This is a genomic window from Streptomyces sp. NPDC050121, from assembly GCF_044460385.1.
Classification (GTDB): Bacteria; Actinomycetota; Actinomycetes; order Streptomycetales; family Streptomycetaceae; genus Streptomyces; species Streptomyces soliscabiei.
This window is the reverse complement of sequence record NZ_JBITJV010000017.1, coordinates 64,983-88,475: the sequence shown is the minus strand read 5'-3', so window position 1 is coordinate 88,475 and position 23,493 is coordinate 64,983. Positions and strand designations below refer to the sequence as shown.

25 protein-coding genes and 1 pseudogene are annotated in these 23,493 nt (G+C 69.7%); 16 read left to right on the top strand and 10 right to left on the bottom strand.

All coding sequences use genetic code 11. The features are described from left to right. On the top strand, positions 1 to 805 hold an 805-nt coding region (locus tag ACIBTS_RS25405; RefSeq protein ID WP_399322376.1), incomplete at its 5' end, for an RDD family protein. A gap of 79 nt (positions 806 to 884) precedes the next feature. Beyond that, the gene (locus ACIBTS_RS25400) at positions 885 to 1,565 is read left to right on the top strand and encodes an RDD family protein (RefSeq protein ID WP_399322374.1); all 681 of its coding nucleotides are present in this window, start codon (positions 885 to 887) and stop codon (positions 1,563 to 1,565) included. A gap of 121 nt (positions 1,566 to 1,686) precedes the next feature. On the opposite strand, the gene ACIBTS_RS25395 is transcribed toward ACIBTS_RS25400, so the two are convergent. Beyond that, positions 1,687 to 2,046, bottom strand: a complete 360-nt coding sequence (locus ACIBTS_RS25395) for a hypothetical protein (protein WP_399322373.1) — start codon at positions 2,044 to 2,046, stop codon at positions 1,687 to 1,689. A 355-nt stretch (positions 2,047 to 2,401) separates the two neighbouring features. Between ACIBTS_RS25395 and ACIBTS_RS25390 the strand changes: the two genes are divergently transcribed. Both ACIBTS_RS25390 and ACIBTS_RS25385 read left to right on the top strand, forming a co-directional pair. Continuing rightward, positions 2,402 to 4,753, top strand: coding sequence for an immune inhibitor A domain-containing protein (locus ACIBTS_RS25390; RefSeq protein WP_399322371.1), 2,352 nt, complete (start codon positions 2,402 to 2,404; stop codon positions 4,751 to 4,753). Between the two features lie 157 nt (positions 4,754 to 4,910). Beyond that, the gene (locus tag ACIBTS_RS25385; RefSeq protein ID WP_319672072.1) at positions 4,911 to 5,264 is read left to right on the top strand and encodes a hypothetical protein; all 354 of its coding nucleotides are present in this window, start codon (positions 4,911 to 4,913) and stop codon (positions 5,262 to 5,264) included. Positions 5,265 to 5,313: 49 nt separating this feature from the next. On the opposite strand, the gene ACIBTS_RS25380 is transcribed toward ACIBTS_RS25385, so the two are convergent. Further along, positions 5,314 to 5,400, bottom strand: coding sequence for a hypothetical protein (locus ACIBTS_RS25380; protein WP_399322470.1), 87 nt, complete (start codon positions 5,398 to 5,400; stop codon positions 5,314 to 5,316). Here ACIBTS_RS25380 and ACIBTS_RS25375 point away from each other — a divergent pair. Further along, positions 5,399 to 5,626, top strand: a complete 228-nt coding sequence (locus ACIBTS_RS25375) for an FCD domain-containing protein (RefSeq protein ID WP_399322369.1) — start codon at positions 5,399 to 5,401, stop codon at positions 5,624 to 5,626. The genes ACIBTS_RS25380 and ACIBTS_RS25375 overlap by 2 nt on opposite strands. Before the next feature lie 27 nt (positions 5,627 to 5,653). Here the strand turns inward: ACIBTS_RS25375 and ACIBTS_RS25370 are convergent, their stop codons facing one another. The 4 genes from ACIBTS_RS25370 to clpS all read right to left on the bottom strand — a co-directional run bounded on the left by ACIBTS_RS25370 (position 5,654) and on the right by clpS (position 9,138). Continuing rightward, positions 5,654 to 6,076 (bottom strand): M67 family metallopeptidase, encoded by a 423-nt coding sequence (locus tag ACIBTS_RS25370; protein ID WP_319672074.1) that lies wholly within the window; start codon positions 6,074 to 6,076, stop codon positions 5,654 to 5,656. 392 nt (positions 6,077 to 6,468) lie between these two features. Further along, a complete protein-coding gene (locus ACIBTS_RS25365) occupies positions 6,469 to 7,911 on the bottom strand; it encodes an amino acid permease (protein ID WP_399322368.1) in 1,443 nt (480 codons plus the stop codon). A 289-nt stretch (positions 7,912 to 8,200) separates the two neighbouring features. Then, positions 8,201 to 8,809 (bottom strand): DUF2017 domain-containing protein, encoded by a 609-nt coding sequence (locus tag ACIBTS_RS25360; protein ID WP_319343730.1) that lies wholly within the window; start codon positions 8,807 to 8,809, stop codon positions 8,201 to 8,203. Positions 8,810 to 8,820: 11 nt separating this feature from the next. Continuing rightward, positions 8,821 to 9,138: an ATP-dependent Clp protease adapter ClpS gene (gene clpS, locus ACIBTS_RS25355; RefSeq protein WP_079661959.1), complete on the bottom strand. Its 318-nt coding sequence runs from the start codon at positions 9,136 to 9,138 to the stop codon at positions 8,821 to 8,823. A gap of 58 nt (positions 9,139 to 9,196) precedes the next feature. Between clpS and ACIBTS_RS25350 the strand changes: the two genes are divergently transcribed. From ACIBTS_RS25350 to ACIBTS_RS25310, 9 genes are all read left to right on the top strand, one after another. Beyond that, entirely contained in the window at positions 9,197 to 10,552 is a 1,356-nt protein-coding gene (locus ACIBTS_RS25350; protein WP_399322366.1) for a nicotinate phosphoribosyltransferase, read from the top strand. Between the two features lie 99 nt (positions 10,553 to 10,651). Continuing rightward, positions 10,652 to 11,236, top strand: coding sequence for an isochorismatase family protein (locus tag ACIBTS_RS25345; RefSeq protein ID WP_079661961.1), 585 nt, complete (start codon positions 10,652 to 10,654; stop codon positions 11,234 to 11,236). A 305-nt stretch (positions 11,237 to 11,541) separates the two neighbouring features. Then, entirely contained in the window at positions 11,542 to 12,798 is a 1,257-nt protein-coding gene (locus ACIBTS_RS25340) for an RNA-guided endonuclease InsQ/TnpB family protein (protein WP_399322364.1), read from the top strand. Between the two features lie 37 nt (positions 12,799 to 12,835). Next, positions 12,836 to 12,997 (top strand): hypothetical protein, encoded by a 162-nt coding sequence (locus ACIBTS_RS25335; RefSeq protein ID WP_399322362.1) that lies wholly within the window; start codon positions 12,836 to 12,838, stop codon positions 12,995 to 12,997. Between the two features lie 106 nt (positions 12,998 to 13,103). Next, positions 13,104 to 13,199: a putative leader peptide gene (locus tag ACIBTS_RS25330; RefSeq protein WP_020132206.1), complete on the top strand. Its 96-nt coding sequence runs from the start codon at positions 13,104 to 13,106 to the stop codon at positions 13,197 to 13,199. 99 nt (positions 13,200 to 13,298) lie between these two features. Beyond that, positions 13,299 to 13,577 (top strand): MoaD/ThiS family protein, encoded by a 279-nt coding sequence (locus tag ACIBTS_RS25325; RefSeq protein WP_079661963.1) that lies wholly within the window; start codon positions 13,299 to 13,301, stop codon positions 13,575 to 13,577. Between the two features lie 15 nt (positions 13,578 to 13,592). Beyond that, positions 13,593 to 14,543 carry a cysteine synthase gene (locus ACIBTS_RS25320; protein ID WP_319672079.1) on the top strand — a complete coding sequence of 317 codons (951 nt, stop codon included), beginning with the start codon at positions 13,593 to 13,595 and terminating at the stop codon, positions 14,541 to 14,543. Between the two features lie 270 nt (positions 14,544 to 14,813). Beyond that, on the top strand, positions 14,814 to 16,886 hold the full coding sequence (locus ACIBTS_RS25315; RefSeq protein ID WP_399322360.1) for a putative Ig domain-containing protein: 2,073 nt from the start codon (positions 14,814 to 14,816) through the stop codon (positions 16,884 to 16,886). 140 nt (positions 16,887 to 17,026) lie between these two features. After that, the gene (locus tag ACIBTS_RS25310) at positions 17,027 to 17,509 is read left to right on the top strand and encodes a hypothetical protein (RefSeq protein ID WP_399322358.1); all 483 of its coding nucleotides are present in this window, start codon (positions 17,027 to 17,029) and stop codon (positions 17,507 to 17,509) included. Positions 17,510 to 17,521: 12 nt separating this feature from the next. Here ACIBTS_RS25310 and ACIBTS_RS25305 read toward each other — a convergent pair whose 3' ends face one another. Beyond that, positions 17,522 to 18,007, bottom strand: coding sequence for a type II toxin-antitoxin system PemK/MazF family toxin (locus ACIBTS_RS25305; protein ID WP_399322357.1), 486 nt, complete (start codon positions 18,005 to 18,007; stop codon positions 17,522 to 17,524). 270 nt (positions 18,008 to 18,277) lie between these two features. Here ACIBTS_RS25305 and ACIBTS_RS25300 point away from each other — a divergent pair, with 270 nt between their 5' ends. Continuing rightward, positions 18,278 to 19,030 carry an MBL fold metallo-hydrolase gene (locus ACIBTS_RS25300; RefSeq protein WP_399322355.1) on the top strand — a complete coding sequence of 251 codons (753 nt, stop codon included), beginning with the start codon at positions 18,278 to 18,280 and terminating at the stop codon, positions 19,028 to 19,030. An 81-nt stretch (positions 19,031 to 19,111) separates the two neighbouring features. Here the strand turns inward: ACIBTS_RS25300 and ACIBTS_RS25295 are convergent, their stop codons facing one another. Both ACIBTS_RS25295 and ACIBTS_RS25290 read right to left on the bottom strand, forming a co-directional pair. Then, positions 19,112 to 20,428, bottom strand: coding sequence for a PTS transporter subunit EIIC (locus ACIBTS_RS25295; protein WP_399322353.1), 1,317 nt, complete (start codon positions 20,426 to 20,428; stop codon positions 19,112 to 19,114). A gap of 114 nt (positions 20,429 to 20,542) precedes the next feature. After that, a pseudogene (locus ACIBTS_RS25290) lies at positions 20,543 to 21,766 on the bottom strand (PTS transporter subunit EIIC). Positions 21,767 to 22,016: 250 nt separating this feature from the next. Between ACIBTS_RS25290 and ACIBTS_RS25285 the strand changes: the two are divergent. Further along, the gene (locus ACIBTS_RS25285) at positions 22,017 to 22,250 is read left to right on the top strand and encodes a glucose PTS transporter subunit EIIB (protein WP_399322351.1); all 234 of its coding nucleotides are present in this window, start codon (positions 22,017 to 22,019) and stop codon (positions 22,248 to 22,250) included. Positions 22,251 to 22,287: 37 nt separating this feature from the next. Here the strand turns inward: ACIBTS_RS25285 and ACIBTS_RS25280 are convergent, their stop codons facing one another. After that, positions 22,288 to 23,490, bottom strand: a complete 1,203-nt coding sequence (locus tag ACIBTS_RS25280) for an RNA-guided endonuclease InsQ/TnpB family protein (protein WP_399322349.1) — start codon at positions 23,488 to 23,490, stop codon at positions 22,288 to 22,290. Between the last annotated feature and the right edge of the window lie 3 nt (positions 23,491 to 23,493).

The window sequence follows — 23,493 nt, the reverse complement described above, 5'->3', positions numbered from 1 at the left end:
TGTGGCCCAGCCGCAGTCCGGGGCTACCGGTGTGGCCCAGCCGCAGTCCGGGGCTACCGGTGTGGCCCAGCCGCAGTCCGGGGCTACCGGTGTGGCCCAGCCGCAGTCCGGGGCTACCGGTGTGGCTCAGCCGCAGTCTGCCGTGGCTGGGGCACAGGCGTCCGGAGTAGCGGGGGCCGCCCCGTTGGCTGCCGGGGCCGGTGGGGGGCAGCCGTCGTGGGCGCAGCAGGTGCACCGGCTGGCGGGGGCCGAGGACGGCCCCGTCGCGCCCTGGAAGCCGCCGGTCGAGGACATCTTCCAGGCGGCAGCCCGGCGTCAGGCCTCGGCCCGTCCCGCGGGTCTCGGCAAGCGGCTGGCGGCGCGTCTCGTCGACACGCTCGTCCTCGCGGCCGTCACCTCCGCCGCCGCCGTACCGCTCGGCGTGAAGGCGCTCGACCACGTCAACGAGAAGATCGACGCGGCCAAGCTCACCGGAGAGACCGTCACGGTCTGGCTGCTGGACGGAACGACGTCGGTGTACCTGGCGATCGTCCTCGGGGTCCTGCTGGTCTTCGGGGTGGTCTACGAGGCCCTGCCGACCGCCAAGTGGGGCCGCACGCTGGGCAAGAAGCTGTTCGGTCTGGAGGTGCGGGACATCGAGGGCGGCGAACCCCCGTCCTTCGGGGCGGCCCTGCGCCGCTGGCTCGTGTACAGCGTGCCCGGTCTGCTCGTCGTCGGTGTCGTGGGCGTCGTCTGGGGGCTGTTCGACAAGCCGTGGCGGCAGTGCTGGCACGACAAGGCGGCGCACACGTTCGTCGCCGGCTGAACGGTACCCCGGACGGCCGGTACCCCGGACGGCCGCTCGCCGGATGCGGAGCTGAGGGGTTCGGGGTCGACTCGGGGGCATGACCACCGAACCGCCCTCCTCCTCCGGCGGCGAGCCGCCGGAGGACGACCCGTTCAGGAAACGGCCCTCGCAGCAGCCCCCGCGGTCGCCGCACGGCGAGGGGCAGGGCGGCTCGCCCTACGACACCCCGCAGGGACCGTACGGCGGCGGACCGGCCGGGGGCGGCCCGCACGGGGGCGGTCCCTACGGCGGTGACCCTTACGGCGGTTACCCCGAGGACCCGCTGGCCGGGATGCCCCCGCTCGCGGACAGCGGCAAGCGCACGCTGGCGAGGATCATCGACATGATCCTCGTCTTCGCCGTGGTGACGCTGCTGGCGTGGGCCTTCGGGGTCGCGCAGTACACGACGGACGCGGACAAGATCCAGTTCGGGAAGACCTTCGGACGTGAGCTCGTCGCCGCGATCCTGTACGTCGCGTACGACACGGTGCTGACCGCCCGGTCCGGCCAGACGCTGGGCAAGAAGTGGCTCGGCATGCGCGTGGCCGACCTCGACGACGGCTCCACTCCCTCCGCGCAGACGTCGCTGATCCGCGCCCTGGTGCTGTGGGTGCCGTTCGCGTTCTGCTGCGCCTGTCTGTGGACGGCGGTCTGCGGCGGCTGGAGCTTCTTCGACAAGCCCTACAAGCAGGGCCTGCACGACAAGGCGGCCAAGACGGTGGTGGTCAGCACCACCTGACACACAACCACACAACCACCCGACCCCCAGACCACCCGACCCCCCGACCCGCCGGCCGACCGGCACGACCGAGGGCCCGCGCCCGATGCCCGGCGCGGGCCCTCGGTCGTGCCGCTGGGTCTCAGGGAGCCGTGGGCTCCCGGACGGGCTCGGACGCCGAGGCGACCGACGCCGGTACGGGGGCGCTCACGGGCGCGTGCACGGGAACGGGAACGGGTGCCGGAACCGGAACCGGAACCGGTGTGGTCCGGCTCGCGGATCGGCCAGCGGATCGGCGCGCCGCGGAGCGGGCCACGGGGGCCCGCGACGGCTTCGGCGTCGGCACCGTCATGGCGACGAGCACGCCGAGCGCGACCGCGGCGACGACGACGACCGCGATCCCGGGGCCCGAACTCGTCTGTGACAGCAGCAGCATGGCGAGCGTCGAGAGGATGACGGTGCAGGAACCGTATGTGAGCTGTGCGACAGTCGGACGAGGCATGGCAATCGTGTCCTCGGAAGCGGGGGCGTTCTCGACTCTATTCGCCTGCATGCCCGAGTGGACCGAACGGTAAGCGTGACCTAACCCACGGTGCCGGTGCACAGGGGGCGCACGGAGTCATGGCGTCCACCAAGTGGACTGCCCCGCGCGCCTGTCTCATTACCGTCATGTGTCCGTATTGCGAACACCGGCTTCCAATAATGCAGTTGTCTTGCTCAAGTCAAGATCTGTCTTTTCTCGCAAACCAGTAGTCAAATGGCGTCACTTGACTACACGCGTATAACAGCGCGCGGACCTTCCTTGACAGGGATCCCCCCTTTCCGCGCGCACGGGCGCGTGCGTGGGAGGACATCAAGTGACCAGTAGATCCTGGACGTTCAGGACGGCCGCCACGGTCGTCGCACTCGCGGCGGCCACGGCGACGTTCACGACGTTCGCCGTGGCGCAGGCCGCCGAGAACAGCTCGGCGCAGGCCCCGGCGGCGGGCCGGCACGACCCGCAGCCGGCCAAGGCCCGCGAGCACGACTTCGACGGGCCGCTCAGCAAGACGCAGGAGGCGCAGCGCGAGGAGGCCCTCAAGGAGGTCATAGCCGGCCGGACCTCGGTCAAGGACCGCGACGGTTCGAAGGTCGTCCAGCTCAAGAGCAAGAAGGGCGACAGCAAGTACGTCGAACTCGGCCGCGAGAAGACCGACAAGATCTTCACGATCCTCGTCGAGTTCGGCGACCAGGTCGACAGCCGCTACGGCGGCACGCCCGGCCCGCTGCACAACCAGATAGCCAAGCCGGACCGCAAGCAGGACAACTCCACGGCCTGGCAGGCGGACTACGACCAGAAGCACTTCCAGGACCTGTACTTCGGCACCGGCAAGAACGCCGAGTCGCTCAAGAAGTACTACGAGAAGCAGTCCTCGGGCCGCTACTCGGTCGACGGCGAGGTGACCGACTGGGTCAAGGTCCCCTACAACGAGGCCCGCTACGGCTCCAACAAGGCCTCCAACGGCGCCTGGTACGCGGTCCAGGACGGCGTCAACGCCTGGGTCGCCGAGCGCGAGGCCGCCGGTGACACGGCCGCCGAGATCAAGGCGGAGCTGGCCCAGTACGACCAGTGGGACCGCTACGACTTCGACGGCGACGGCGACTTCAACGAGCCCGACGGCTACATCGACCACTTCCAGATCGTGCACGCCGGCGAGGACGAGTCCGCGGGCGGCGGCGCCCAGGGCGAGGACGCCATCTGGGCCCACCGCTGGTACGCCTTCGGCACCGACGCCGGCTCCACCGGCCCGGACACCAACAAGCTCGGCGGCGCCCAGGTCGGCGACACCGGCATCTGGGTCGGCGACTACACCATCCAGCCGGAGAACGGCGGACTCGGCGTCTACGCGCACGAGTACGGCCACGACCTCGGCCTGCCGGACGAGTACGACACCTCCGGCGGCGGAGAGAACTCCACCGGCTTCTGGACGCTGATGTCCTCCGGTTCCTGGCTGGGCACCGGCAAGGACACCATCGGCGACCTCCCCGGCGACATGAACGCCTGGGACAAGCTGCAGCTGGGCTGGCTCGACTACGACGTCGCCACGGCCGGCAAGAAGTCCAACCACACGCTGGGCGTCGCGGAGTACAACACCAAGAACCCGCAGGCGCTCATCGTCCAGCTGCCCGACAAGGCGGTCACCACCGAGGTGGTCGCCCCGGCGCAGGGCAAGGCGCAGTGGTGGAGCGGCAGCGGCAACGACCTGCGCAACTCCCTGTCCCGCTCGGTCGACCTGACCGGCAAGTCCGCCGCGAGCCTCACCCTCGACGGCTGGTGGGACATCGAGGCCGACTACGACTACCTCTACACCGAGGTTTCCACCGACGGCGGCGCCAACTGGACGCCGATCGACGGCAAGCTGGCCGACGGCAGCGCCATCACCCGTGACGGCAGCGGCAAGCCCGCCCTCACCGGCTCGGTGGCGGCCTACCAGAAGCTGACGTACTCGCTGGACGCCTACGCGGGCAAGAAGGTCGACCTGCGCTTCCGCTACCAGAGCGACGGTGGCGTGGCCCTGAAGGGCTTCGCGGCCGACGAGATCACGGTGACCGCGGACGGCGCGACCGTCTTCTCCGACAACGCCGAGTCCCAGGACACCGCCTGGACGGCGAACGGCTTCTCCCGCATCGGCGCGTCCATCACGGACGACTACCCGCAGTACTACATCGCCGAGAACCGCCAGTACACGTCGTACGACAAGACCCTCAAGGTCGGCCCGTACAACTTCGGCTTCTCGACGACCCGTCCGTCCTGGGTCGAGCACTACCCGTACCAGAACGGTCTGCTGATCTGGAAGTGGGACACCTCGCAGGCGGACGACAACACCAGCCAGCACAACGGCACGGGCCTGATCCTGCCCGTCGACGCGCACCCGACGCCGATGAAGTGGGCCGACGGCACGTACATGAACAGCCGGATCCAGTCCTTCGACTCGACCTTCGGCCGCGCCGCGACCGACGCGCTCACGCTGCACAAGGCGGGCGTCGCGACCAAGGTCAAGTCGCGCATCGGCATCCCGGTCTTCGACGACGGCACGTCCACGTACTGGGACCCGAAGACGCCGCTCGCGGGCGTGAAGGTCACTGACACCAACACCCGCATCAAGATCGCCAAGGAGTCGGCGGACGGCTCGACGATCAGCCTGCAGGTCGGCCCCTCGGCGAAGTAGCCGACGTTTTCGCAGGTCAGACACGTATCGGCGGTGACCCCCTGGCGGGTTGCCGCCGATCGTGTTTAGGTGCCTCCTGTGCTTCGCTTATTGACACCGACACGGATGCCGGCGCTGACGCCGACCTCGATACCGACTCGCACGGGGGTGTGACCGCATGGCCGCAGGAGGCTTCTGCAAGCTGCCCGACGGCATGGTGGTGGTGGCGCTGAACCTGCCCCGCCCCGCCGCCCGGGAGGGCCTCCCGGGCCCCTCCACGGACGTCCGCGTCCTCGTCCACGCCCGCAACCGTGCCAGAGCCCTGACCAGGCTCCGCAACCTGGGCCTGAGTGCCGTCTACCTCCGCGGCAACGCGGCCCCGCCCACCCCGGACGAGATCACGGCGGTCCTCCACCACCCCGACGGCCTCGTCTGGCGCACGGCCCCCGACAACGGCGTCCCGGTCGGCGTCATGGCGGTCCCGGAACTGTGGCGCCCGATCCGGTCACTGCTGCGCAGGGCGGCGGCGTAGCCGCCCGCGGCCGGGGCCGGGTCGGGGAGCCGGCCCCGGGGGCCGGCTGTCACCCGCCGACGATCGCACGCAGCGTCACGTACAGCAGCGAGGGGCCGAGCAGGCAGCCCACGCCCGTGTAGAAGGTGGCCGTCATGGCTCCGTACTACGCCAACGCCGGCTTTCACGGCGTCGTCTACGACGCCTGCGGCAACGAATACCTGCGGCGGCAGGTCTATGAGCTCAAGCGGGCCCTACAGCCCTATTGGCGGCTGCAACTGCGCGTACCGGACCGTATGCGGCGTTCCCTGGCCGAGCACAGGGAGACCGCCGACGCCATCGCGCGCGGCGACGCCGAGGTCGCGGAGGGCGCCGCCGGGTGAGACGCCTCCCGAGCCCGGCGACGCGACTCAGTACGCCTCCACCACCTTCACGTCCTCCTCCGTGACCACGCCGTCCACGATGCGGAACGAGCGGAACTGGAAGTCGCCGAGCGAGTCGGTGTCGGCCGTGGAGACCAGGACGTAGTGGGCGCCGGGCTCGTTGGCGTAGGAGATGTCCGTGCGGGAGGGGTAGGCCTCGGTCGCGGTGTGGGAGTGGTAGACGATCACCGGCTCCTCGTCGCGGTCGTCCATCTCGCGGTACAGCTTGAGCAGGTCGCCCGAGTCGAACTCGTAGAACGTGGGGGACATGGCCGCGTTCAGCATCGGGATGAAGCGCTCGGGGCGGTCCGAGCCGGCCGGGCCCGCGACGACGCCGCACGCCTCGTCGGGGTGGTCCTTGCGCGCGTGCGCGACGATTCTGTCGACGAGGGCCTGGGTGATGGTCAGCATGTTCGTCAGGATAAGCAAGCGGGCTGCTCCATACCGAGGGACGGTACGGAGCAGCCCACATGGCGGACACGCCCAGGGGGCGCGGGGCCCTGACATGTGCGGCTCCGCCTCGTGGGCGCGGCCGGCCACGACGAGCCCGCGGGTCGGCCGACAGCCGTCCTCCTGCGGCGCCAGGGCCTGTCCGGCGGATCATGCCGGAGGCGCGGGGCGTGGCACGCCCACCTGCGGCGTTGTCGTCGGTTGCCGACTCCCCCACTCTCGGCTGCGCTCGAGCGGGGGGACCCCCATCGCGTCGACGCCCTCCTCCGCCTTGCATCTGGACGCCCCACGCCCCGCTCACGTGCGCTCACAGACGCCGCTGCTTTCCTCCGACTTGATCCGCCGGACAGGACCTAGCCGACTTTCTCCAGCTCCGGCTCGCGGCGATCCGTGATCTCCGGGTTGCGCCACTTCAGTACGGCCCAGCCGCAGGCCAGCGCTGCGGCCCAGCCCGCCATCACGTACAGACAGACGCGGGAGTCGGCGTCGTACGCGATCAGGCCGGTGACGAAGAGCAGGAACACGATGGCCACCCAGCTGAACGCCGAGCCGCCGGGCGCGGGGAAGCTGGACGCGGGCAGCCGGCCCGCGACGACCGCGCGGCGGTACATGACGTGGCTGATCAGGATCATCAGCCAGGTCCAGATGCCGGCCGCGGTGGCGACGGAGGTGACGTAGCCGAAGGCCTTCTCGGGGACGACGTAGTTCAGGACGACGCCGATGCCCATGAAGAGGACGGAGACCGTGATGCCGAAGGCGGGCGTCTTGGTCGACGACAGCTTCTTGAAGACCGCCGGGGCCTCGCCGCTCTCGGCCAGGTTCCGCAGCATGCGGCCCGTGGAGTACATGCCGGAGTTGCAGGAGGACAGCGCCGCGGTGAGCACGACGAAGTTGACGATGCCCGCGCCGGCCGGGATGCCGATCATCGCGAACGCCTTCACGAAGGGGCTGACGCCCTCCGCGAACTCGGTCCACTTCACCACGCAGAGGATGACGGTGAGCGCGCCGACGTAGAACAGCGCGATGCGCCACGGCAGCGTGTTGATGGCCTTGGGGAGCGTCTTCTCCGGGTTCTCCGACTCGCCCGCCGTCACACCGACCAGCTCGACGGCGAGGTAGGCGAACATGACGCCCTGCAGGGTCATCAGGGAGGAGCCGACACCCTTGGGGAAGAAGCCGTCGAACTCCCACAGGTTGGAGACGGCGGCGGTGTCACCGGCGTTGCTGAAGCCGAAGGTCAGCACGCCGAGGCCGATCACGATCATGCCGATCAGGGCCGTGACCTTGACCATCGAGAACCAGAACTCCAGCTCCCCGAAGACCTTCACCGAGATCAGGTTGACCCCGAAGAGGATCACCAGGAACACCAGCGCCGTCACCCACTGGTGGACGGCCGGGAACCAGTAGTTGACGTAGATCGCGGCGGCCGTCAGCTCGGCCATGCCGGTGACGACCCACATCAGCCAGTACGTCCAGCCGGTGAAGTAGCCGAAGAACGGGCCGAGGAACTCGCGGGAGTACTCCGCGAACGAGCCCGAGACCGGGCGGTACAGCAGTAGCTCGCCGAGCGCCCGCATGATGAAGAAGACGATCGCGCCCGCCAGCGCGTACATCAGGATGAGGCTGGGACCGGCCTTGGCGATGTTCGCGCCGGCGCCCAGGAAGAGACCGACGCCGATGGCGCCGCCGATCGCGATCATCTGGACCTGGCGGCTGCCGAGTCCGCGCTCGTACCCCTCTTCAGAGGTCTTCTCCGTGGCGTTCTTGTCGTCCTTGTCGACCTGAGCGGAGGTCATGTGTTTGTGCGCCTTTCTTCGAATCCCCCCGTGTACTGGAGCTGCCCGGCCGGCGGTCCGCCGGCCATATGGCGCACCCGGCGGGACATGGGTGGCGTCCGCCGGGCGATCGTGAAGATTTATCACGCCCGCAACACTGATCACCGGCGGGACGTGTGGCGCACACCACAGGAAGAAGCGGACAAAACGCATCCCCGGACGGTATAACCGGCCGGGGAGGTAACGTGATCGTTATCCGGATTTGAGCGTCCGCTGAGCGAACGCGACTGCGGACGAACCAGGACAAGTCCTACGGCGTAAGGGTCGTCACGAGCGTCTCCTGGAGCCCGCCCAGCCACAGGTACGCCATCACCATCGGCTTGCGCGGATCCTCGTCCGGCAGCCGGTAGAGCAGGTCGGTGTCGTCCTCGTCGGTGATCTCCAGCCGGGAGCCGATCGCGAGCCGCAGGTCGTTCAGCGCGCGCAGCCACTGCTGGGACTCCTGCGGGGTCAGCTTCAGCACCGCCCCGCCCTCACCGGCCGCCTCGGCGGCCAGCGTGTCCAGCGAGCGCACCACGGCGAGGGCGTTCTCGCGCTTGCCGGCCCTGAGGTCGTTCTCGGTGTAGCGGCGGAACTCGGCGGAGTGCGCCTTCTGCTCGTCCGCCTGCTGCGGCCCCGGGGTGCCCTCCGGGTCGGTGTAGGCGTCCGGGAAGAGCCGGCGCAGCACCGGGTCGGCGGGGGGCTCGCTCGGCCCCTCGGCGAAGAGCTCGGCGAGCGGGTCGTCGGGGGCGTCCTCGGCGGGGCCGGGGCCGATCAGCTCCAGGAGCTGCACGGCCAGCGACCGGATGATGGAGATCTCGACGTCGTCGAGTGCGACGGCCGCGCCGCCGCCGGGGAGCGGTTCGAAGTGTCCAGGCATATGAGGGGAGGCTACTTCCGGTCCTGCTGGAGGGTGGCCCACAGGCCGTAGCCGTGCATGGCCTGCACGTCGCGTTCCATCTCCTCGCGAGAGCCGCTGGAGACGACCGCCCGGCCCTTGTGGTGGACGTCGAGCATGAGCTTGGTGGCCTTGTCCTTGGAGTAGCCGAAGTACGACTGGAAGACGTACGTCACATAGCTCATGAGGTTGACCGGGTCGTTGTGGACGATCGTGACCCAGGGGACGTCCGGCTCGGGTACGGCGAAGACCTCCTCCGCCGATTCGGTGCGTTCGATCTCAAGGGGAGCGGGTGACGTCACAACGCCCATGCTGCCACGCATCCGGGAAATCGTCACACCGACGAAAAGGGGTGTAGCATCTCCTGCCATGAACACAGCGGACCTTGGGCTGCCGGTAGAGGTTCCCTCGACAGCGCTCTTCACGGACCAGTACGAGCTGACGATGCTGCAGGCCGCCCTGAAGGCGGGCACGGCCGAACGGCGCAGCGTGTTCGAGGTCTTCACCCGGCGACTGCCGGACGGCCGGCGCTACGGCGTTGTCGCCGGCACCGGGCGGGTCCTGGACGCCGTCGAGAACTTCCGCTTCGACGCCGACGTCCTGGGCTTCCTGCGCGAGCGCGGCATCGTCGACGCGGAGACCCTGGACTGGCTCGCCCGATACCGCTTCTCGGGTGACGTCTGGGGCTACCCCGAGGGCGAGGTGTACTTCCCGGGCTCGCCGATCATGCGGGTCGAGGGCTCCTTCGCCGAGTGCGTGCTCCTGGAGACCGTGATCCTCTCCATCCTCAACCACGACTCCGCGATCGCGGCCGCCGCCTCCCGCATGTCCTCCGCCGCGGGCGGGCGCCCGCTGATCGAGATGGGCGCCCGCCGCACCCACGAACTGGCCGCGGTCGCCGCCTCCCGCGCCGCCTACGTCGGAGGCTTCACCACCACCTCCGACCTCGCCGCCGGCTTCCGCTACGGCATCCCCACCGTCGGCACCAGCGCCCACGCCTTCACCCTGCTCCACGACCATGAGCGGGACGCCTTCCAGGCGCAGGTGAACTCCCTCGGCCGGGGCACCACCCTCCTCGTGGACACCTACGACGTCGCCGAGGCCGTCCGCATGGCGGTCGAGGTGGCGGGACCCGAGCTCGGCGCGGTCCGCATCGACTCCGGCGACCTGCTCCTCGTCGCCCACCGGGTCCGCCAGCAGCTCGACGCGCTCGGCGCGCGCGACACGCGCATCATCGTCACCTCCGACCTCGACGAGTACGCCATCGCCTCCCTCGCCGCGGCCCCCGTGGACGCCTACGGCGTCGGCACCCAGCTCGTCACCGGCTCCGGGCACCCCACCTGCTCCATGGTCTACAAGCTGGTCGCCCGCGCCGAGTCCGCCGACCCCGGGGCCCCGCTGCTGCCGGTCGCGAAGAAGTCCTCCGGCGGCAAGAGCTCCATAGGCGGCCGCAAGTGGGCGGCCCGCCGGCCCGACGCGGACGGCGTCGCCGAGGCCGAGGTCGTCGGCACCGGCGAGGTCCCCGCCGAACTGGCCGACCACCAACTGCTCGTCGAGCTGGTCAAGGGCGGCCGGGTCGTCGCCCGCGAGCCCCTGGACGTCGTCCGCGACCGTCACACGGCGGCCCTCGACCGCCTCCCGCTCTCCGCCACCCAGCTGTCCCGCGGCGAACCCGTCATTCCCACGGAGTATGTACAGGACCACCCGGGTAACTCGGGTAACTAGGACGCGCGCCCGGCGCACACACCGGGCGACGCCCCCTCCCGCCCGACCGCCAAAGTCTCTAGGCTCAATTACTTCAACCTCAGTCGAAGGACACCGCCCATGCGCCGCGCCTTGATCGTCGTAGACGTGCAGAACGACTTCTGCGAGGGGGGCAGTCTCGCGGTGGCCGGCGGCGCCGACGTGGCCGCCGCGATCACCGAGCTGATCGGGCAGGCCCCCGCCGGATACCGGCACGTCGTGGCCACCCGCGACCACCACATCGCCCCCGGCGGCCACTTCGCGGACAACCCCGACTACGTCCACTCCTGGCCCGCGCACTGCGTCGCCGGCACCGAGGGCGTCGGCTTCCACCCCAACTTCGCCCCGGCCGTCGCCTCCGGCGCCATCGACGCCGTCTTCAGCAAGGGCGCCTACGCGGCCGCCTACAGCGGCTTCGAGGGCGCCGACGAGAACGGCGTCAAGCTGGGCGACTGGCTGCGCGCCCGCCAGGTCGACGAGGTGGACGTCGTCGGCATCGCCACCGACCACTGCGTACGCGCCACCGCGCTGGACGCGGCCCGCGAGGGCTTCCGCACCCAGGTCCTGCTGGACCTCACCGCGGGCGTGGCCAAGGAGACCACCGACCGCGCCCTGGAGGAACTCCGCGAGGCCGGCGTCGACCTCTCCGGGAAGCCGGTCGTCTAGCCCCGCCCTAGGTGTTCTGTCCACCAGGCTTTCGGGCAGGGTGCCCGGTCCTTCAGGGCCGGGGTGAATGCCTGGTCCCGTGGAGCGGGGCAGGGGTAGCCGGGTCGTCGTCGGGGCGATCCGGTGTCGCCGTCCGGGATGCCGGGGGGTTTGGGGGAGGTGGCTTGCGGTTGGTGGGGGTTGTGGGTGGGGTGTTGTCACTCGCACGGGTGAGAGTGATCGATGAGGTGCGCGGCCGGGGAACGTGTGGTCTAGGTTCGCGGCATGGGTTTCGGATGTACCCGACGGGCGGGCAGGAGCGGCAGATGCTGCTGCACTGCGCGCATGCGAGGTATGTCTGGAACCTTGCCGTCGAGCAGCACGCGCACTGGCGCCGGTGGCGTAAGAGCGCGCCCGGTTTCGCCGAGCAGTGCCGTCAGCTCACCGAGGCCCGGCGCGACAACGAGTGGCTGGGTGCCGGGAACGCGGACGTGCAGCAGCAGGCGCTGAAGGACTTCGCGAAGGCCAAGAACGCTCGCTTCACGTCCGGGTTCGGTGAGCCGACCTGGCGCAGGAAACACCTGCACGAGGGCTTCCGCGTCATCGGCACCGACCGCGTCCCCGAGTACGGCGCGGACGGGTCGCCGAAGCTGAACGCGAAGACCGGCAGGCAGGTGATGGGCCGCTCGGTGGTCGTGCAGAGGCTGAACCGGCGGTGGGCTCGGGTCAGGGTGCCCGGCTGCGGCTGGGTCCGCTTCCGCCTCAGCAGCAGGGGCAGGGGCGCGCGACTGCCCGACGCGAAGACGTTCAGGGTCACCTACCGGGGCGGGCAGTGGCACCTCGCGTTCGCCGTCATCCCCGACCCGGTGCCGTCGCCCGGCAGGAGCGGGGTGATCGGCGTCGACCGGGGTGTCACCGTCACCGCTGCCCTCTCCGACGGCCGCAAGCTGAACTGCCCGCAGCTCACCGTCAGGGAGCGGGCGCAGATCCGCAAGCACCAGCGGCGTGCCGCCCGCGCACCGAGGGGCAGCGGCCTGAAGGCGGCCGGGCACGCGAGGGTCGCCAGGCTCAAGGCGCGGGAGGCGAACCGGCGCAAGGACTGGTGCGAGAAGACCAGCACCGTGCTCGCCCGCACCTACGACCTGATCCGCTTCGAGAAGCTGAACATCAAGAACATGACCCGCTCCGCGAAGGGAACCGTGGAGCAGCCCGGCAAGAACGTGGCGCAGAAGGCGGGCCTCAACCGGTCCATCCTCGCCCAGGGCTGGGGCCTGCTGCGCCGGCGCACCGGGCACAAGGCCCCCGGCCGGGTCGAGGACGTACCCGCCCCGTACACAAGTCTGCGGTGCAGTGCCTGCGGGTGGATCGACAAGAACTCGCGCAAGAGCCAAGCCGAGTTCGTCTGTTCGTCCTGCGGCTTCACCTGCAACGCGGACACCAACGCAAGCCACAACGTCGCGGCAGGACAGGGCGGGATCCCCCGCCCCCGGCGGACAGCCGGTGCCGGAGGGGCGACAACGGCCACCAGCCGCTCGAACGCCCGTGAACCTCAACCCAACCGGGTTGGAATCCGTCTCTTTTAAGAGGGGGAGGATGTCAACAGGACGTGAAGGAGATGGGATGGGCCATGGGCCGATGGGCCGGCTGATGGCACAGCTGCTGATGCGGGACAGGGCGGCGGGCGGCGTGGCCGGCGGGGCGGCGGAAGGAGTCGTGCACGTGGCGTCCGAGGTGTCCTCCGTGGTCGTCCCCACACAACTGGTGCGACGGGCCTCCGCTTGAGCCGTCACCTGGGCATCGGAGCCCCGGTCTCACTCCCCGGCCCGATAACGTCCACCATGTGGGATCACACTCCTGGGCGCGGACCGGGAATCGATACGATGAGCCCATGGTTTTGAACGACGTGAGCGAGAAGACGCCGGGCGCACTGCTCGTGGCGCGGCTGCACGTCGACCTGTGCAGGCTCGCCAGCGCCATCTGTTGACGCAGGCCCTGCCGCCGTACGGCCGTGAGCCGCGGCGCCAACATGCACGTTTTCCGCGCTGCCCGCACCGCACCTTCCTCCCGACAGGAGCCCTGAGCCATGGCCATCGAGGTCCGCATCCCGACCATCCTCCGCCAGTACACCGACGGTCAGAAGGCGGTGGAGGGCAGCGGTGACACCCTCGCCGACCTGTTCACCGACCTCGAGACCCGGCATGCGGGCATCCACGCCCGCATCGTGGACGACGGCAAGCTGCGCCGCTTCGTGAACGTGTACCTCAACGACGAGGACGTCCGCTTCGTCGACGGCATCGACACCAAGCTGACCGACGGCGACACCGTGACGATCCTGCCGGCCGTGGCCGGCGGCATGGCCTAGGCCGGCAGACCGGCCATGCGCTACGACTCCCCGTTGGCCGCGGTGGGCAACACCCCTCTGGTGCGCCTGCCGCGGCTCTCGCCGTCCGCCGACGTCCGCATCTGGGCCAAGCTGGAGGACCGCAACCCCACCGGCTCGGTGAAGGACCGCCCCGCCCTGCACATGGTCGAACAGGCGGAGAAGGACGGCCGCCTCACCCCCGGCTGCACCATCCTGGAGCCGACCTCCGGCAACACCGGCATCTCGCTGGCCATGGCGGCCAAGCTCAAGGGCTACCGCATGGTCTGCGTGATGCCCGAGAACACCTCGCAGGAACGCCGGGACCTGCTCGGCATGTGGGGCGCCGAGATCATCTCCTCCCCGGCCGCGGGCGGCTCCAACACCGCCGTCCGCGTCGCCAAGGAACTCGCCGCCGAGCACCCCGACTGGGTGATGCTCTACCAGTACGGCAACCCCGACAACGCCGGCGCCCACTACGCGACGACCGGCCCGGAGATCCTCGCCGACCTCCCCTCGATCACGCACTTCGTGGCCGGCCTCGGCACGACCGGCACCCTCATGGGCGTCGGCCGCTACCTCCGCGAGCACAAACCGGACGTGAAGATCGTCGCCGCCGAGCCGCGCTACGACGACCTGGTCTACGGCCTGCGCAACCTCGACGAGGGCTTCGTACCCGAGCTCTACGACGCCTCCGTCCTCACCACCCGCTTCTCGGTCGGCTCGGCGGACGCCGTGACCCGCACCCGGGAACTCCTCCAGCAGGAGGGCATCTTCGCGGGCGTCTCCACCGGCGCGGCCCTGCACGCCGCGATCGGCGTCGGCAGGAAGGCGCTGAAGGCGGGGGAGAGCGCCGACATCGCGTTCCTCGTGGCGGACGGCGGCTGGAAGTACCTCTCGACGGGCGTCTACACGGCGGCCACGACCGAGGAAGCGATCGAGACCCTTCAGGGCCAGCTCTGGGCGTAGGGCGGGCATAGAGCTGATCAACCGCGCGTCAGCCCCCTCCTACGAGGGGGCTAAACGCTGTCCATAGGGCGGCAAAGAACTCCCTTCGGCACTGCCGCTCGCCGCACCTGCGGGGCTACGTTCGGCGCGCACCCTGACATGTCACGCTCACTCGACACGCGGGGTGTCGACCATGTTCGCAATGTCATGCTCATGACTGCGCGGCTGCCGCCGCTACGCGCGTCACGGGCCTGCCCATCAGCTCGACCCCACCGATGGAGGCAGCACCCCATGCGTGAGTCACACCCGAGCAAGCGGAGACGGAGCCTGCGAAGACTCCTGACCGTCGCCGTGCCCGCCCTCACCCTCACCGTCGCAGGGCTCATGGCCGCACCGTCCGCAGGCGCCCAACCCGCCCCGGCCGCCGCACACCCCTCCCGCGTCACCCAGAACACGCAGGCCCTCACCGCCCCCGAGCGGCAGACCGTCCACCCCACCGGCAAGGCCGGCCAGCAGGTCCCCACCACCCGCCTGTGCGCCACCGCCGCGCCCGGCCACGCGTCCTGCTTCGCCCAGCGCCGCACCGACATCAAGCAGAAGCTCGCCTCCGCGCTCGCCGCCGCCGCGCCCTCCGGCCTCAGCCCCGCCAACCTGCACAGCGCCTACAACCTGCCCTCGACCGGCGGCTCGGGCCTGACCGTCGCCGTGGTCGACGCCTACAACGACCCCAACGCCGCGTCCGACCTCGCCACCTACCGCTCGACGTACGGCCTCTCGGCCTGCACCAAGGCCAACGGCTGCTTCAAGCAGGTCGGCCAGACCGGCTCCACCACCTCGCTGCCCTCCAACGACACCGGCTGGGCGGGTGAGGAGGCGCTGGACATCGACATGGTCAGCGCCGTCTGCCCGAACTGCAACATCGTCCTCGTGGAGGCCAGTTCGGCGAACGACTCCGACCTGGGCATCGCCGAGAACGAGGCCGTCGCGCTGGGCGCGAAGGTCGTCTCCAACAGCTGGGGCGGCGCCGAGTCCTCCTCCCAGACCAGCGAGGACACCCAGTACTTCAAGCACCCGGGCGTCGCCATCACCGTCTCCTCCGGCGACTCCGCCTACGGCGCCGAGTACCCGGCGACCTCCCAGTACGTGACGGCCGTCGGCGGCACCGCGCTCTCCACGTCCTCCAACTCCCGCGGCTGGACCGAGTCCGTGTGGAAGACGTCCAGCACCGAGGGCACCGGCTCCGGCTGCTCCGCGTACGACGCCAAGCCGAGCTGGCAGACCGACACCGGCTGCTCCAAGCGCATGGAGGCCGACGTCTCCGCCGTCGCCGACCCGGCCACCGGCGTGGCGGTCTACGACACCTACGGCGGCTCCGGCTGGGCGGTCTACGGCGGCACCAGCGCCTCCGCGCCCATCATCGCGGGCGTGTACGCCCTCGCCGGAACCCCGGGTGCCGGCGACTACCCGGCGAAGTACCCCTACTCCCACACGAGCAGCCTCTACGACGTCACCAGCGGCAACAACGGCTCCTGCTCGACCTCGTACTTCTGCACCGCCGGCGCCGGCTACGACGGCCCCACCGGCTGGGGCACCCCCAACGGCACCGCCGCCTTCGCCTCCGGCGCCGGCACCGGCAACACGGTGACCGTCACCAACCCCGGCAGCCGTTCCACGACCACCGGCAGCTCGGTCAGCCTGCAGATCAGCGCCAGTGACAGCGCGGGCGCGACCCTCACCTACAGTGCGTCCGGCCTGCCGACCGGCCTGTCGATCAGCAGCTCGACCGGACTGATCTCCGGTACGGCGAGCACGGCCGGCACGTACTCCGTCACCGTCACCGCCTCCGACAGCACCGGCGCGTCCGGCTCGGCGTCCTTCACCTGGACGGTGAGCACCTCCGGCGGCGGCACATGCACCTCGGCGCAGCTCCTGGGCAACCCGGGCTTCGAGTCCGGCAACACCACGTGGACCGCGAGCTCGGGAGTCATCACCGACTCCAGCGGTGAGGCGGCGCACGCCGGCTCCTACAAGGCATGGCTCGACGGCTACGGCTCCAGCCACACCGACACGCTGTCCCAGTCGGTGACCGTCCCGAGCGGCTGCAAGGCGACGTTCACCTTCTACCTGCACGTCGACAGCGCGGAGACCTCCACCGGCACCGCCTACGACAAGCTGACGGTCACCGCGGGCTCGACGACCCTGGCGACCTACTCCAACCTCAACGCGGCCACCGGCTACAGCCAGAAGTCCCTGGACCTGTCCTCGTACGCGGGCTCCACGGTCACGCTGAAGTTCACCGGCGCAGAGGACTCCTCGCTCCAGACCAGCTTCGTCATCGACGACACGGCGGTGACGACCGGCTGATCCCGCCTGCGCCTGCGCCTGCGCCTGTGCGTGTGCGTGTGCGTGTGGGAGGGGAAGAGAGGGAGCCGGATGCTCGGGAGAAACGTCACACCGGAGTCCGGGCACCTCCCCCTCCCACACAGCAGGAAGGCGGCGACCCCATGCGCCGTACGACGTTCCACCGCACGACCGCCGTCGCGGCCCTCACGGCGACGGCGTTCCTCCTCGCGGGCTGCGGCGCCGAGAACCACGACGGCGCGGTCTCCACGGCCCCGACCACGACGCCCCCGACGGCCGCCGACCAGGGCTGCACGGCGTCGAAGCAGACGCCCGCCCAGCTCACCGCCGCCGACGACGGCCGTACGGTCTGTCTGCGGGTGGGCGGGCGACTGCGCCTCGACCTGGACGGCACCGAGGCCCGACCGTGGACCGCCGTCCCCGCTGCCGGCGACGTCCTCAAGGCGACCAACGCGGGCATCGGCGCCCCGCCGGGCGACGCCCTCGCCGCCTACGACGCGGTGGCCGCCGGCACCGCCCGCCTCACCGCCACCCGCCCGTTGTGCGCCGAACCCACCGGCCAGGGGCAGATGTCCTGCAAAGGCATCACGGAATGGAGCGTCACCGTGACCGTGCAGCCGCGATGAGCGGGCTCGGCCTCAGCAGGCCAGGTGGCGGACCTGGTCCCACAGGACCGGGTCCACCACTCCCACCCGGCGCCGGAAGTCCCGCACCGGGATCTGACGCAGCTCGTCGGTCTCCAGAAAACTCGGCCGCCCCTGCGCGTCCCCGACGGCGCCCGGCGGCAGCGGGATCACCCCGGCCCGCTCGTCGTGGTACTTGCTGGTGATCTTCGCGACGGTCACCCGGTCCCCGCGCACCATCAGCACCAGACACGGCCGGTCCTTGGCACCCGGCCCGTCCTCGAACGGAACGTCCGCCCACCAGATCTCCGCGGGCTGAGGATGCCCCGCGGCGACGCCGCGTCCGCGCGTCGCCCGGCCCGTCGCCCGCCCGGTGGGCCGGCCCGGCGGACGGGTCCTGCGCCGCTGCTGACGATGCCCCCGCCCCCAGCCGTCCACGAGCGTGGCGACGACCGCGAGCAGTACCACCGCCGCGAGCGCGAGCCACCAGGACGTGTCCATACGACGACGTTACCGGCGCGCGCCCACCACCGCGCGCCCTTCGCCCGCCTCACGCGCCGCCGGTCCAGCCGAACCGGTGACACCACAGGTGAGTTCGCCCACAACGGCCCCTGGCGGAGGAGCGACCCGGGGTTTTGCGCCTTACGCTCGACGGACCGCACGACCCCTGTCGCCCCCCTTTGACGATCATTCGTTCCCGACCCGTCCCCCGGATCCTTCCCGGTACTCATCGGTACCTCTGGGTTTCCCGCCAGCGGAGGTTTCTGTTTCATGAAGCTCACCGTCGTCGGCTGCTCGGGGTCGTTCCCGTCCGCGGAATCGGCCTGCTCGAGCTACCTCGTCGAGGCCGACGGCTTCCGGCTGCTGCTCGACATGGGCAACGGCGCCCTGGGCGAGCTGCAGCGCCACTGCGGTCTCTACGACCTCGACGCGATCTTCCTGAGTCATCTGCACGCCGACCACTGCATCGACATGTGCGCGTACTTCGTCGCACGCTACTACCGGCACGACGGCGGGCGCTGCGCCCCGATCCCGGTCTACGGCCCGGAAGGCACGGAGCACCGCCTGACCACGGCCTACGCCGACACCCCGTCGGCCTCCTCCATGAGCGAGGTCTTCGACTTCCACACGGTCAAGCCGTCCACCTTCGACATCGGCCCGTTCACCGTGCACACCGAACGCGTGGCGCACCCGGTGGAGGCGTACGGCATCCGCGTCGAGCACGGCGGCCGGTCGCTGACCTACTCCGGCGACACCGGCGTCAGCCCGGCGCTGGAGGAACTCGCCCGCGACACCGACCTGTTCCTGTGCGAGGCCGCCTTCACCCACGGCAAGGAGAACATCCCCGACCTGCACCTCAACGGCCGTGAGGCGGGCGAGGCGGCGAGCCGGGCGGGTGCGCGCAAGCTGGTGCTGACCCACATTCCGCCGTGGACCGACCCCCAGATCAACCTGGCCGACGCCCGCGAGGTGTTCGACGGCCCGGTCGAACTGGCGGCGCCCCGGAAGTCGTACGACATCTAGCACGCCGTACCCGCACGTCGTACACGACGAGGCCCCCGGAGCAGTTCAGGGCTCCGGGGGCCTTCGTGCTGCTGAAGAGTCCTACTTCGCCTCCGCCTGCTGCAGCTCCTCGAGTTCCTCGTCGGACTCGCGGCCCGGCGTGGGGAGGTTGAACTTGGTGATGGCGAAGCGGAAGACGAAGTAGTAGATCGCGCCGAAGACCAGGCCGACGGGGATCAGCAGCCAGGGCTTGGTGGAGATGCCCCAGTTGATGAAGACGTCGATGAAGCCGGCCGAGAAGCTGAAGCCCATGTGCATGCCCAGGGCCCAGGTCACGGCCATCGAGACCGCGGTGAGAACCGCGTGGATGGCGTACAGCACCGGCGCGATGAACATGAAGGTGAACTCGATGGGCTCGGTGACACCAGTGACGAAGGAGGTCAGGGCCATCGACATCATCATGCCCAGCACCGCCTTGCGGCGCTCGGGACGGGCGGAGTGCGCGATGGCCAGGGCCGCGGCCGGCAGGCCGAACATCATGATCGGGAAGAAGCCCGTCATGAACATTCCGGCGGACGGGTCACCACCGAAGAAGCGCGGCAGGTCGCCGTGGAAGACCGTGCCGGCGGAGTTGGTGAAGTCGCCGATCTGGAACCAGGCCACCGAGTTCACGAACTGGTGCATGCCGATCGGGATCAGCGCGCGGTTGATGAGGCCGAAGAGAGCGGCGCCGAAGGAGCCCAGACCGGTCATCCACTCGCCGAAGTTGGTGATGACGTCACCGATGGGCTGCCAGCCCAGGACAACCAGAACACCGAGCACGGTGCCGAGGGCGGCCGTGATGATCGGCACGAGTCGGCGGCCGTTGAAGAAGCCGAGCCAGTCGACGAGCTTCTTGCGGTGGTAGCGCTGCCAGAGGACCGCCGTCAGGAGGCCGAGGATGATGCCGCCGAGCACGCCTGGGTTCTGGAAGGTCGCCGCCTGGGCGGCCTCGTTGCCCTTTTGCCAGAAGCCGCCGCCCAGTCCGGTTGCCGTGTAGGTGGCGCCCTCGTGGCCGTCCTTGATCGGGTACTGATGGATCACCGCGTAGTAGGTCAGGAATCCGACTACGGCGGCCAGCGCCGTCGAGCCGTCGGCCTTCTTTGCGAAGCCGACGGCCACGCCTATGCAGAACAGCAGGGGCAAACCGAAGGAGCTGTCCAGCAGGGCACCGCCGGCTCCGGCGAACACCTTCGCCACATCGGCGGGGATGTGGAACCTCTCCTGGGAGTCCGCTTGGCCGAGTCGGAGCAGAAGGCCCGCAGCCGGCAGTACGGCGATGGGCAGCTGCAGGCTGCGGCCGACCTTCTGCAGGCCCTGGAACAGGCCGGATCCCCACTTCTTCGTGGGGGCCGCCGTGGGCGCGGTGGCGGTGCTCATAGACTTCCTCCATCGGGTGGTGGTCTACACCACTCAGTGGTGTAGACCATGTTGTAGCACGATGAAGGTGGCATAAGGAACCCACGGTTCCCGTGATCCTGGGACTACGTTCAGCTACGCCTTCGTGACGTCCTCCCGCTCCTCCTCCGGCTCCCGCCCCGGCGTCCTCAGATCGAATTTCGTGATCGCGAAACGGAAGATCACGTAGTAGACCCCGGCGAAACACAGCCCGATCGGGATCATCGCCCACGGCTTCGTCGCCAGGTTCCAGTTGATGACGTAGTCGATGAGCCCGGCCGAGAAACTGAAGCCGTCGTGCACGCCGAGCCCCCACGTCACCGCCATCGACACCCCCGTCAGCACCGCGTGCACCGCGTACAACGCGGGCGCGACGAACAGGAACGAGTACTCGATCGGCTCGGTGATGCCCGTGACGAACGACGTCAGCGCCACCGACAGCATCAGACCGCCGATCTCCTTACGACGCTCCGGCCGCGCACAGTGCGTGATCGCGAGCGCCGCCGCAGGCAGCGCGAACATCATGATCGGGAAGAAACCGGACGTGAACTGCCCCGCGTCCGGATCGCCCGCCAGGAACATGTTGATGTCACCGTGCACGACCGTCCCGTCCGGCTTCGTGAAACTGCCGAACTGGAACCAGATGGGCACGTTCAGGAACTGGTGCAGGCCGATGACGAGCAGCGCACGGTTCGCGACGCCGAAGATGCCCGCCCCCCACGCGTCCAGCCCGTCCAGTCAGTCGCTGAAGTTCTCCAGGCCGTCGCCGATCGGCGGCCAGATCCACAGACACGACGCGGCGAACGCGATCGCCACGAACGCCATGACGATCGGCACGAGCCGACGCCCGTTGAAGAAGCCCAGCCAGTCCACCAGCCTCGTCCGGTGATACCGCTGCCAGAAGAACGCCGACAGCAGCCCCATCACGATCCCGCCGAACACCCCGGGATTCTGGAACGTGAACGCCGTCACGGTCTGGTCGACCGACGCCAGACAGCCGACGCCCGGCACGGCCTTCGCCCCCGCAGGGCAGTCCTTCGGGAACTGACGCAACACGTTGTAGTAGACGAGGAACCCGGCCACCGCCGCCAGCGCCGTCGAACCGTCCGCCTTCTTCGCCATTCCGATGGCCACACCCACGCAGAACAGCATCGGCAGCCCCAACTCGGAGTTGAGCAGCGCACCGCCCGCGCCGGCCATCACCTTCGAGACGTTCGTCCAGCCCAACCCGTCGTCCCCGAACACATCGGGCTGGCCCAGCCGGTTGAGGATGCCCGCGGCCGGCAGCACCGCGATCGGCAGCTGCAGACTGCGCCCCATCTTCTGCAGCCCCTGGTACACCCCGTGCCAGCGCCGACGCGCTGGGCGGGCCTCGGACTCGGCGCTCTCGGAACTCACGTTTGGCGACCGCCTGTCAGGTGGTGTAGACCAGTTACGGACGATTGGGCTTGCGTGACGTCATCCTCAGTCACGCACGAAACGATCGCTCGCAAAGTTGGGCCAACTGTGGGTTACTGCGACAAAGCGGCTCGGATCGCGGTTCGCATCAGGGAATTCAGGGAGACGGAACATGGCCACCAAGGCTGAGAAGATCGTCGCCGGACTCGGCGGTCTCGACAACATCGAAGAGATCGAGGGCTGCATCACCCGCCTGCGCACCGAGGTCGTCGACCCGACCAAGGTCGACGAAGCCGCCCTGAAGGCCGCCGGCGCACACGGCGTCGTCAAGATGGGCACCGCCATCCAGGTCGTCATCGGCACCGACGCCGACCCCATCGCCGCGGAGATCGAAGACATGATTTGACTGCTTCCCGCCCCCTGAAGGGAAAGGAATTCCTGGCTCAGGCCGCTTCCTGGAGCGTCGCTCCAGGAAGCCTTACGCCCTCGACACCAGCCGGGGTCAGACCTGCCCGGGCAAGCATCACGCGGGCGGAGTTCTTGTCTCTGGGGGACACGGCTCCGCACGCGGTGCAGGTGTAGGTGCGCTCTGACAGCGGCAGGGCGTGCTTGGCTCTCGCTCCGCACCTGCCGCAGTCCATGGTGGAGTGGGCGGGATCGACGAGGCGTACATCCCGCCCATGCTTGCGACCCATCTCGATCAGGGCCTGCTTGGTGGTGCCGATCGCGGCGTCCGCCGCCTTGCGCGCCATCGACCCCTTCGCGAGGAACCTCGGCCGGAAGTTCTCCACGGCTATGGCGTCATGGTCGCGTACGACCTTCTTGGCCCACTTGCGGGCACGGTCCTGCCGTTGTCGGGCGATCTTCCGGTAGCTTTTCGCCCGCCATCGCTTCGCCTCCTGATAGCCCCTCGAAGCGGCCTGCCCCTTCTCGGGTTTGCGGCGGGCCATCATCCGGTCGTACCGACATAGCTTCCCCTTGGCCTTCCTGCCATGCTCGGGGTGCGGGAGGTCGTGGGCATCGGACGTGGTGGTCGCAATCTCCTTCACGCCCCAGTCCACACCGAGCACCCGGCCGGTCGCGTGCAACGGCTCTATCCGTGCGCCGACGACGAACGAGGCGTACCAATCGCCAACGCTGTCCCGGTACACCCGTACTGACGATGGCTCGGCGGGCAGACCCCGGGACCACACCACGCTCAGGACGATCCCGCCTGCCAGATGCAGCCGGCCGTCCTTCAGCCGGAAGCCGCGCCGCGTGTAGTTCAGACTCGGGTCGGACGTCCGCTTACCTTTGTGCCGCGGCAGTCCGGCCCTCCGCTTCATCGGCAGCCGGTCCTTGATGTCTTTCAGCCCCTTCGCGCGGGACCTGCCGAAGTCGCGGACCACCTGCTGCTGTGGCACGCTGGCACCCTCGGCCAGCCACGGCGTGACGGCTCTAGCCACGGTCAGCATCCGATCCAGCCGGGCCGGGCCGCACTCCTCCCCGTCCCTGTGTGCCTTCTCGGAGCGGGCCACGCACTCGTTCCAGATCCACCGGCACCGGTCCCACTCCGCCAGGATCCTCGAGCGGGCCGTCGACGACACCCGCAATCGGTAGGTGTACCGGGCATTCCCGGAGTTGTTCGCCTGCTTCGTCCTTGCCACGCC

What these genes read in the sequence shown, in the direction of transcription:
- ACIBTS_RS25400 (WP_399322374.1), top strand. Translation starts at nt 885, where the DNA reads ATGACCACCGAACCGCCCTCCTCCTCCGGCGGCGAGCCGCCGGAGGAC.
- ACIBTS_RS25395 (WP_399322373.1), bottom strand. Translation starts at nt 2,046, where the DNA reads ATGCCTCGTCCGACTGTCGCACAGCTCACATACGGTTCCTGCACCGTC.
- ACIBTS_RS25385 (WP_319672072.1), top strand. Translation starts at nt 4,911, where the DNA reads ATGGCCGCAGGAGGCTTCTGCAAGCTGCCCGACGGCATGGTGGTGGTG.
- ACIBTS_RS25375 (WP_399322369.1), top strand. Translation starts at nt 5,399, where the DNA reads ATGGCTCCGTACTACGCCAACGCCGGCTTTCACGGCGTCGTCTACGAC.
- ACIBTS_RS25380 (WP_399322470.1), bottom strand. Translation starts at nt 5,400, where the DNA reads ATGACGGCCACCTTCTACACGGGCGTGGGCTGCCTGCTCGGCCCCTCG.
- ACIBTS_RS25370 (WP_319672074.1), bottom strand. Translation starts at nt 6,076, where the DNA reads ATGCTGACCATCACCCAGGCCCTCGTCGACAGAATCGTCGCGCACGCG.
- ACIBTS_RS25365 (WP_399322368.1), bottom strand. Translation starts at nt 7,911, where the DNA reads ATGACCTCCGCTCAGGTCGACAAGGACGACAAGAACGCCACGGAGAAG.
- ACIBTS_RS25360 (WP_319343730.1), bottom strand. Translation starts at nt 8,809, where the DNA reads ATGCCTGGACACTTCGAACCGCTCCCCGGCGGCGGCGCGGCCGTCGCA.
- clpS (WP_079661959.1), bottom strand. Translation starts at nt 9,138, where the DNA reads ATGGGCGTTGTGACGTCACCCGCTCCCCTTGAGATCGAACGCACCGAA.
- ACIBTS_RS25350 (WP_399322366.1), top strand. Translation starts at nt 9,197, where the DNA reads ATGAACACAGCGGACCTTGGGCTGCCGGTAGAGGTTCCCTCGACAGCG.
- ACIBTS_RS25345 (WP_079661961.1), top strand. Translation starts at nt 10,652, where the DNA reads ATGCGCCGCGCCTTGATCGTCGTAGACGTGCAGAACGACTTCTGCGAG.
- ACIBTS_RS25340 (WP_399322364.1), top strand. Translation starts at nt 11,542, where the DNA reads ATGCTGCTGCACTGCGCGCATGCGAGGTATGTCTGGAACCTTGCCGTC.
- ACIBTS_RS25335 (WP_399322362.1), top strand. Translation starts at nt 12,836, where the DNA reads ATGGGCCATGGGCCGATGGGCCGGCTGATGGCACAGCTGCTGATGCGG.
- ACIBTS_RS25330 (WP_020132206.1), top strand. Translation starts at nt 13,104, where the DNA reads ATGGTTTTGAACGACGTGAGCGAGAAGACGCCGGGCGCACTGCTCGTG.
- ACIBTS_RS25325 (WP_079661963.1), top strand. Translation starts at nt 13,299, where the DNA reads ATGGCCATCGAGGTCCGCATCCCGACCATCCTCCGCCAGTACACCGAC.
- ACIBTS_RS25320 (WP_319672079.1), top strand. Translation starts at nt 13,593, where the DNA reads ATGCGCTACGACTCCCCGTTGGCCGCGGTGGGCAACACCCCTCTGGTG.
- ACIBTS_RS25315 (WP_399322360.1), top strand. Translation starts at nt 14,814, where the DNA reads ATGCGTGAGTCACACCCGAGCAAGCGGAGACGGAGCCTGCGAAGACTC.
- ACIBTS_RS25310 (WP_399322358.1), top strand. Translation starts at nt 17,027, where the DNA reads ATGCGCCGTACGACGTTCCACCGCACGACCGCCGTCGCGGCCCTCACG.
- ACIBTS_RS25305 (WP_399322357.1), bottom strand. Translation starts at nt 18,007, where the DNA reads ATGGACACGTCCTGGTGGCTCGCGCTCGCGGCGGTGGTACTGCTCGCG.
- ACIBTS_RS25300 (WP_399322355.1), top strand. Translation starts at nt 18,278, where the DNA reads ATGAAGCTCACCGTCGTCGGCTGCTCGGGGTCGTTCCCGTCCGCGGAA.
- ACIBTS_RS25295 (WP_399322353.1), bottom strand. Translation starts at nt 20,428, where the DNA reads ATGAGCACCGCCACCGCGCCCACGGCGGCCCCCACGAAGAAGTGGGGA.
- ACIBTS_RS25285 (WP_399322351.1), top strand. Translation starts at nt 22,017, where the DNA reads ATGGCCACCAAGGCTGAGAAGATCGTCGCCGGACTCGGCGGTCTCGAC.